7 protein-coding genes and 2 pseudogenes are annotated in these 7,908 nt (G+C 60.4%); 5 read left to right on the top strand and 4 right to left on the bottom strand.

The features are described from left to right. Window positions 1-390: 390 nt before the first annotated feature. Both ADN00_RS20510 and ADN00_RS20650 read right to left on the bottom strand, forming a co-directional pair. Window positions 391-519: pseudogene (locus tag ADN00_RS20510) on the bottom strand (IS1595 family transposase); the annotation flags it as partial. Between the two features lie 160 nt (window positions 520-679). Continuing rightward, window positions 680-802: pseudogene (locus tag ADN00_RS20650) on the bottom strand (IS1595 family transposase); the annotation flags it as partial. A 258-nt stretch (window positions 803-1,060) separates the two neighbouring features. On the opposite strand from ADN00_RS20650, the gene ADN00_RS01850 reads away from it, so the two are divergent. From ADN00_RS01850 to ADN00_RS01835, 4 genes are read left to right on the top strand one after another with little or no spacing between them, the layout of a single operon-like run. Then, window positions 1,061-1,702: a hypothetical protein gene (locus ADN00_RS01850; protein WP_075061256.1), complete on the top strand. Its 642-nt coding sequence runs from the start codon at window positions 1,061-1,063 to the stop codon at window positions 1,700-1,702. Beyond that, window positions 1,689-1,997: a winged helix-turn-helix domain-containing protein gene (locus ADN00_RS01845; RefSeq protein ID WP_075061255.1), complete on the top strand. Its 309-nt coding sequence runs from the start codon at window positions 1,689-1,691 to the stop codon at window positions 1,995-1,997. Before ADN00_RS01850 ends, ADN00_RS01845 begins: the two co-directional genes overlap by 14 nt. 13 nt (window positions 1,998-2,010) lie before the next feature. Next, window positions 2,011-2,943, top strand: a complete 933-nt coding sequence (locus tag ADN00_RS01840) for an ABC transporter ATP-binding protein (protein ID WP_075061254.1) — start codon at window positions 2,011-2,013, stop codon at window positions 2,941-2,943. Next, entirely contained in the window at window positions 2,940-3,686 is a 747-nt protein-coding gene (locus ADN00_RS01835; protein WP_075061253.1) for an ABC transporter permease subunit, read from the top strand. The genes ADN00_RS01840 and ADN00_RS01835 overlap by 4 nt, the downstream gene beginning before the upstream one ends. 80 nt (window positions 3,687-3,766) lie before the next feature. Here ADN00_RS01835 and ADN00_RS01830 read toward each other — a convergent pair whose 3' ends face one another. Continuing rightward, window positions 3,767-4,357, bottom strand: a complete 591-nt coding sequence (locus tag ADN00_RS01830) for a pyruvate kinase alpha/beta domain-containing protein (RefSeq protein WP_075061252.1) — start codon at window positions 4,355-4,357, stop codon at window positions 3,767-3,769. 271 nt (window positions 4,358-4,628) lie between these two features. Between ADN00_RS01830 and ADN00_RS01825 the strand changes: the two genes are divergently transcribed. Further along, on the top strand, window positions 4,629-4,937 hold the full coding sequence (locus ADN00_RS01825) for a MazG nucleotide pyrophosphohydrolase domain-containing protein (RefSeq protein WP_075061251.1): 309 nt from the start codon (window positions 4,629-4,631) through the stop codon (window positions 4,935-4,937). Window positions 4,938-4,981: 44 nt separating this feature from the next. Here ADN00_RS01825 and ADN00_RS01820 read toward each other — a convergent pair. Next, the coding region (locus ADN00_RS01820; RefSeq protein ID WP_075061250.1) for a transglycosylase domain-containing protein at window positions 4,982-7,908 on the bottom strand (2,927 nt) is incomplete at its 5' end.

Below are 7,908 nucleotides of genomic sequence, written 5' to 3'. Positions count from 1 at the left end.
GGTTCCTCCTGGCTTCGTTTCCGTATGCCAGTAGGTTAATCGATTTTGACCATGTCTGAAAGTGGCGTAGTGTTGCTGAAGATCTCTGGTACATCGTTGCTGAATATCTGTGGCGTAGTGTTGGTGATTATCGCTGGTACATCTTTGCTGAATGTCACTGGTACATTATAGGGCGTTCAATGACAAAAGCTGTTGATTCGGATTTATGTTGTTCTAAAGGAGAACCGCCCTTATGTAATCCATTAGTTCAATAATCCCCCTTGACTCCTAATAGCAGGTCTTCTCTAATTATGTAAACTGCTCAGGAATATGGTCAAAATCGCACCACCGTATTGTATAGTCAATCATGTATGCTGTAACAACGTTTTTTGGGGAATTATCCCTTTCCCATAAATCCTTTTGGATTGTAAGCCACTTAAACCAATTGAGATAGTTATTTAGGTATTTTGTAGCCATACTGTTGAATCGTTTCATCCAGTCCTTTAATTGGTTATGGTGTGAATTAACATGCTGGATATTTTAAATTCCCACTTCATACTTGCCGGAGCGGATTTGCTTTATTTGAATCCCGTTTGCTTTTGCAAAGACCATAGAAGGCAGTACGGCTAGAAATGCCTACTCCTTCATGGCATCGGCGCAACGAATACCCACGAACCATATAACAAGCAAACAGAATCCATTATTCGAGATTTTTCTTTGTGGAGTAAAGATCGGTATTCGTAGTTTTACCAAAAGTTTTTCGACAATTCTTGCGTAAGAACCTTTGGCGATTGTTGTATGTGCCAGTTTTTACAATGTTGGATGAAGCACAATTCGCCTTTAATCAACGACCGATTAAACACGGAAATGATTTCTCGTTTTCAGACAGGCTTTTTAATTGTTCCAACATCTCGGATTTTTTCAAAGCTCCAATCCATTAGCTACGTTACCACACTTTGCTATCAATGCTATTCTTTATTTGCGCCTTTTCTTTTTACCCCTTGACAGAAGCAAACAGTAGGATTATATTATTGCATACCGGTTTGTAATACAAACCAGTCTGTAATTGGAAGGTGCATGCATGAATGATCCTGTTCAACAAATGATGAAGAAAACCCAGCGCTACTGGTATGTGGATGGGCTGGCTGAAATTGGCGCGGGCGCGCTGATCCTGCTGCTGGGGCTGTTATACCTAGTGGTGGGCTGGCTGCCCTGGCAGGGAGTAAAGGCCATCCTATTGGGGTTGGGCATGCCGGTCCTGCTGCTGGGCGGCATGGTCGGCGTGCGCGCCTGGGTCAACCGCGCCAAGCAGCGCCTTACCTACCCGCGCACCGGATATGTGGAATACCGCCGCCCCAAAACAGCCCGGCGCTGGCTGGTGCTGCTGCTCTCTGGTGTTGTCTCGGCAACCACTATCGCGCTGCTGATCAATTTTATGCCCCTGCTGGGCGAGCGCTTTGTGATGGCGCTGACCGGGTTGCTGGTTTTCGCGGGCATGTCGTACCTGGCTTACCAGGTGAATCTGTGGCGTTTTTTGCTGGTGGGCGCGGCGGCGCTGGCGGGGGGGCTATTGGCCTCGCTGCTCAACATTCCCGACCCGTTCAACAGCGCTTTGTTCTTTGGCGTATTTGGGGCGGCCTGGCTGGTCTCTGGCGGGTTGACGCTACGAGCCTACCTGGCCAGCAGCACGCCAGCCGAGGAGGACGCGGATGAAGAAGGATGATCTGCGCGATTGGACCGAAGTGGACCGCCTGATCCACGAACCGGCGCGTCTGATGATCCTCTCCATTCTGGCCGCGGCGGAAAAAGTGGACTTTCTCTTCCTGCTCAACGAGACCGGCCTGACCAAAGGCAATCTCTCCTCTCATTTGGGCAAGCTGGAAGGGGCGGGCTATATCGAAATTGAGAAGACGTATCGCGGAAAAGTGCCGCAAACCCTGATCAGCCTCAGCGAGACGGGCCGCCAGGCGTTTGAAGCCTACCGCAAGCAGCTAAAAAATATGATGAAGTATCTTTAGTTTGGAGTGAACCATGAGCACAAATGCAATTCTAACCCGCAGCCTCAGCCGCAGCTTCGGCGCCGTTCAGGCTCTGAGCCAGGTGAGTTTTGAGGTTCCGCAGAGCATCGTATTTGGTTATCTGGGGCCAAACGGCTCGGGGAAAACCACCACCATCCGCCTGCTGCTGGGTCTGCTGGAGCCAGACGCCGGTGAAGCCGAAGTGCTGGGCTATAACACCCGCACCCAGGCGCAGGAGATCCGCGAGAACTGCGGCGCGCTGCTGGAGCACACCGGCCTCTATGAGCGTATGAGCGCGATGGAGAACCTGGACTTCTACGCGCGGGTCTGGCATCTGCCGGCCGCCGAACGCGCGCAGCGCATTCAATCGCTGCTGGGCGATTTGGGGCTGTGGGAGCGGCGCGATGAGAAGGTGGGCGGCTGGAGCCGCGGCATGAAGCAGAAGCTGGCCGTGGCGCGCGCTCTGCTGCACCGCCCGCGCCTGCTCTTTTTGGATGAACCCACGGCCGGCCTCGACCCGGTGGCTGCGGCCGCCCTGCGTGAAGACCTGGCCGCGCTGGTGGAGCAGCAGGGGGTTACGGTGTTTTTGACTACCCACAACCTGAGCGAAGCCGAGCGCCTGTGCGCGCGCGTGGCGGTGATCGACCGCGGCAGGCTGCTGGCGGTGGGCTCGCCGGACGAACTGCGCTCCCGCCAGGGCGGGCAGCGGTTGGAGATCCACGGACGCGGAATTAATGATGAGGTGATCGATAGTTTGCGCCAGCGCCCGGAGGTGGCGCGCGCGGCGCGTGAAAATCAGCATCTGCTGGTGGATTTGAATGAGAACAGTGAATCGGCGGCGATTGTCAGTTATCTGGTGCAGGCCGGTGTGGAAATTGAAGAAGTGCGCAAGGGCAAGGCCAGCCTGGAAGAGGCCTTCCTGACCCTGTTGGAGGATGAGAAATGATGACCGATGTGTTGGTGGTAATGTCGAAAGAGATTAGAGAATTTTTGCTGCAGCGCGGCGAGTCGCGGCGCAGCGGCTGGGTCAATATTCTGGTGGTGCTGGGCCTGCTGGGTGTGTATATGCCGGTGATGTCGAAAGCGGAATGGCTGACCAACCCGATGGTTTCGCTTTCCTGGTCGTGGCTGCCGATTTTCCTGACCAGCGCCATGATCACCGATTCGTTTGCCGGTGAGCGCGAGCGCCACACCCTGGAAACACTGCTGGCCAGCCGCCTGTCGGACCAGGCGATTTTGTTCGGCAAAATTCTGGCGGCGGTGGTGTATGCCTGCGGGCTGACCCTGGCCAGCCTGCTGCTTGGTGCGGTGACGGTCAATGTGATCACCTGGGGAGAAGGTCTGCGCTTTTACGCGCTGATGCCCTTTGTGGGCGCGATGCTGCTGATGGTGCTGGCGGCGCTGCTGATGTCCAGCGTGGGCGTGCTGGTCTCACTGCGCTCAGCGACTGTGCGCTCGGCGTATCAGAAGCTTAGCCTGGCGATTATGGCGCTGTGGGTGGTGCCGATGCTGGTGCTGCAGTTTCTGCCGAAAGGGACCATCGCCGGGTGGATGGACTCGCTGGCTGGTATGCAGATCAACCTGGGATGGGTGATGCTGGGGGTTGGGTTGGTGCTGGCGGTGATCGACGCGGTCTTGCTGGCCGTGGCGCGGGCACGCTTCCAGCGCAGCCGCCTGATTTTGGATTAGTTCTGGCTTGCTGGCATCAGTCGTCAGGGGCTGCCCGTGATAAGGCAGCCCCTGTTTTCGTTAAGGGTAGCAGAGTGGGCTTACTTGAAGGCGGGGTGATGGGGGGACGGCAGACAGATCACTTCGAGGATTTTGAGGTCGAAGAAGTTCTGCGCGTTGGCTGGCAGCAACGCCACAGCGGTGTCGGCTCCGTGGCAGGTGCCCCCGATGCTGATGACGGGCTGGTCGGTGCGCACCAGACCGGAATCGGCGGCCATCAGGGCCGTTTCCACCACCACTTTCATTCCCTGGCCAAACAAGCGCAGGGTATAGGCAATGACCTCATCCACCTGATAAGCCCCCAGCTTGTAGCGAATGGCGCGGTTGATGCCGCCAAAGGCGTGCTGGCAGGTGAGAATCTGGCCGCCCGCCTGCAGGATGTGGTCGCGGTGTTCGGGCTGCAGCTCGAGCAAATTCTCATACTGAAAGCCGGCCGAATGCGTTACCGCGATCACTTTGCAGTCTTTGAAAAAGCGGGCTGCCAGGGCGGCGGTTTTGCCGGTGGTGGTGGCCACCAGTAAGGTGTTGACTTGCAGCGCTTTGACGCGCTGCAGGGTCATCTCAAATACGCGCAGGGTGTTTTCGTCGCCGGGCTGACTGAAATAGGCAGTTTGGCTGGTGATTTCTTGCATGTACCCCTCCTTTTTGCTTGGTTGAAACCATCATACAACAAACCTGTATTCATGCGCAAATGCTGACTTGGACCCCACCCCAAGCCCTCCCCAAAATGCTGGAAAACGCATTTTAGGGAGGGAGATTTATATTCATGGGTCGGATGGACGTCCGAGCCCGACAAGAATCTTGGGGATGGCAGGAGCAGTGGGGATTCACCGCCCGCATTGCCACCCTGCAAAGAGGTTTTGCTGGTATCATTTGGGGCAACTTTGAACCTGGGAGTTAGAGATGCAGACAAACCATACCATCACCGAGATTGTGCGCCAGTATTATCAGTTTCGCGGCCTGACCGAGCCGGACGCCAACCAGGCGTTTTTGTTTTTGGTGTCCGAGGTGGGCGAGCTGTCGGACGCGTTTGTGGAGAATCAGGGGCAGTGGATTCGCAACAATCCCGACCGCGAGCGGGACGTGCAGGCCGAGATCGGGGATGTGTTGATGATGCTCACCGTGTTTGCCGCCAGCCAGGGGTTCGATCCGCTGGAGGCGATGCTGGCCAAGATGGCGCGCAAGGGCTTTGCGCCTGTTGAAGAGAAATAATCAGAATGAGAAACGGCTGCCGGGAAGGGCAGCCGTTTATTTTCTTATTTCACACTAAATTCCACAATTTCCGATTCGCTCACGTTTCCGGCCAGGTCGGTCACGCGCACTTGCAGGCGGTGATCTCCGCGCGCGGGCTGCCAGACGACGGCGTAGGGCGTCTGGTTGCTCTCAGCGAGCAGGCTGCCGTCCAGCAGCCATTCCACGCGCTGGACGCCCAGGTTGTCTTCCAGGCTGGCCTGCAGCAGCGCGGTTTCGGCGGCGGCAGAGACCACCTGCCTGGCAATCGGGAAGGTGATTTGCGCGCCGGGCGGGGTGTTATCCACGGTGACCTGAAGCACGGCGGTCTGCACCTGTTTATCGGCGCGGGTAACCAGCAGACGCAGGGCGTAGAGGCCGTCGGGGCTGGCGGTGGTGTCCCACAGAGCCAGCAGGCCGTTCTCGACCGGCTGGCTGCCGGTTTCGCCGATCTGCACCCAGGTGCGCGGATTCAAACCCTGGCCGGCCTGCAGGCGGTAGCTGTCGAAATCCGCGCCGCTGGCGCTGCCGCGCACGCTCACCTGGCCGCTGACAAAGGCAAACATGGCCGGGGCGGCGATCTGCGCGCCAGGCAGGGCGGCGGGCGGCTGGATGACGTCGTAGCTGGCGGGCGGCTGAGGAACCCCGGCCAATTGTGCCCATTCCTGCGCTTCTGGGGGCAGCACCATGAAGGTCTGTTCTTCGATTAATTCCAGGGGGGTGAAGACAGTGGCCAGCGCGCCGGTTTCGCGGTTGATCTGCACGCGCCGGTAGAGCGAATCCAGCTCGGTCGGCTCGCTGCCGGTTAGAAAGACCTCATTGACGATGGAGGGGCAGTCCTGGGTGGGCAGCAGGCCAGAGGGGCTGCACACGGCCACGGCGCTCACCCCGGCCGGCTGCTCCCACTGCGCGGCGGGCAGGTCGCGGGTGGCTTCCTGCATCAGCGCGTACCACAGCCCGGCGGCCAGTTTCGGCTGCAGGGGCGGGGTGGCGTCTTCGGCGGGCAAGCCCAGCCAGGTGATCACCACGCGCTGGGGGGTGTAACCGGCGCTCCACACTTCGCGCCCGGCGTTGGCCTGCCCGGTCTTGCCGGCGGATGGGCGGCCAATCTCCAGCGGGTTGGCCTGCCCCAGCGAGGGCCAGCGCGCGGTTTCATCTTGCAAAATGTGATGCACAAGATAGGCCACCTCGGTGCTGATCACGGCGCGCTTCTGGGCGGGCTGCGGGGAAATGAGCGGGCGGCCGCTCATATCCGCGGCGGACAGCACGCTGAGCGGGGCTATGGCGCTGCCAGAGGCGTCTGGCTGGCCAGTCTGCAGACCCAGGTTGGCAAACACGGAATAGGACTGCGCCAGCTCGACCAGCGAGAGCGAGCCGCCTTCGAGCAGCAGGGCTTGCGGGTCGGCGTCGGCAGAGAGGCTGCTCAGCCCCAGCGGTTCGGCCAGCCGCCAAACGTTGGCGGCCCCATACTGTTCAAGCAGGTGATAAAGCGCGGCCAGGTAGTCGTTGGCCACCGCCAGGCGCAGGCGCTGCGGGCCGTGGAACTCGGCGGGTTGGCTGGCGCTGGCAGGCAGGTAAGCGGGCAGGTCCCACACCAGGCTGGCCGGCGACTGCCCGCGCGAGACGGCCGAGAGGGCCACAAAGGGAGCCAGAAGCGAGCCGGGCTGGTGGCGCGGCAGGGCACTGTCTTCACCGCTCAGGCGCGTGTCGCCGATGAGGGCCAGAATTTCGCCAGTCTGGGCGTTGAGGATGATGCCGCTGCCGGCGAGACCAGGCGGGTAGGCGGGCGAGCCGGGCGGCAAGGTGGGCAGCAGGCGCGCCGCCGGGCAGTCGGCGGGCAGGGAGCTGCTGCTTCCCGTCAGACGCTGCAGTTGGGCGGTGGTCGCGCAGATCAGGCTTTGCTGCAGGTTGAGATCGAGAGTGGTGCGAATCTCCAGCCCGCCGCGCTCAATGCGCTGGCGGCCAAAGCGCTGCTCCAGGTCTTGAATAACCAGTTGGGTAAAGGCAGGGGCCAGGGAAGTGTTTTCGGTGGGGGCGGGCAGGAACTGGGCGGGGTCGAGGCGCGCCTGCCGCAGTTCGTCCGCGGCGAACTGTCCGCTGGCGGCCAGGCGTTCCAGGGCCTGCGCCTGTAAATCGGCCGCGCCTTCGGGTGAATCTATCGGGTTGACCGCCGGGACCTGGGCCACCGCGGCCAGCAGCACGGCTTCGGGCAGGGTCAGGTCCTGAGCTGATTTGCCTAGATACAGCCGCGCCGCGCTCTCTGCGCCGTAGGCCAGGTGACCAAAGTAGGCGCTGTTGAGATACCATTCCAGCACCTGGGCGCGCCCATAGCGCGCGGTGATCTGCGCGGCCAGCAGGCGCATACGCAGCGTGCGGCGCAGGCCGGGCGCTTCGCTTTCCAGCAGCAGGTCGAGGGCCAGTTTCTCGGCCAGGGTGCGCGGCTGCGGGTCGCTGATCTGCGCCAGGCGCGCGCCGGAGTGCTGCCAGAAGTCCGGGTCGTGAAGCAGCACCACGGTCTGCGCCAGCAGCGGCGAAAGATGTTCCGGCTGAGCCGGATCGAGGGGCAGCACGCGGCGGGGGATGCCGGGGTTGCCGATTTCGGCAATCAGGGTTTGCCCACTGCGGTCGTACAGGCGGGTGGGCTGCAAGAGAGAGCCGTTTTGCGCGTCAAAATAAAGAGGCAGGGCTTCCAATGAGGGCAGCTGGCGGGTGAGGCTGGCGTAGGCCAGCCCGGCCAGGAGTATGCCGCCGAACAGCAGCAGGCTGAACAGCGCGCCGAGACCCATGCCAACCAGCCCGGCACGCTTGTTGGCCACACGGGCGCGGCGGGTATGCCGCAGGCGGCGCTGTTTGATCAGCAAAGTCTTTTCCACGCGGGAATTCACGCTGCCAGCCTTCTTTCTTAAGGCCGCGGGGTGGCGCTGGGCCAGCGGGTTTGGGTGGGGGTGGGGGT

The organism is Ornatilinea apprima, assembly GCF_001306115.1.
GTDB lineage: Bacteria > Chloroflexota > Anaerolineae > Anaerolineales > Anaerolineaceae > Ornatilinea > Ornatilinea apprima.
This window is presented reverse-complemented; position numbering and strand designations above follow the sequence as displayed.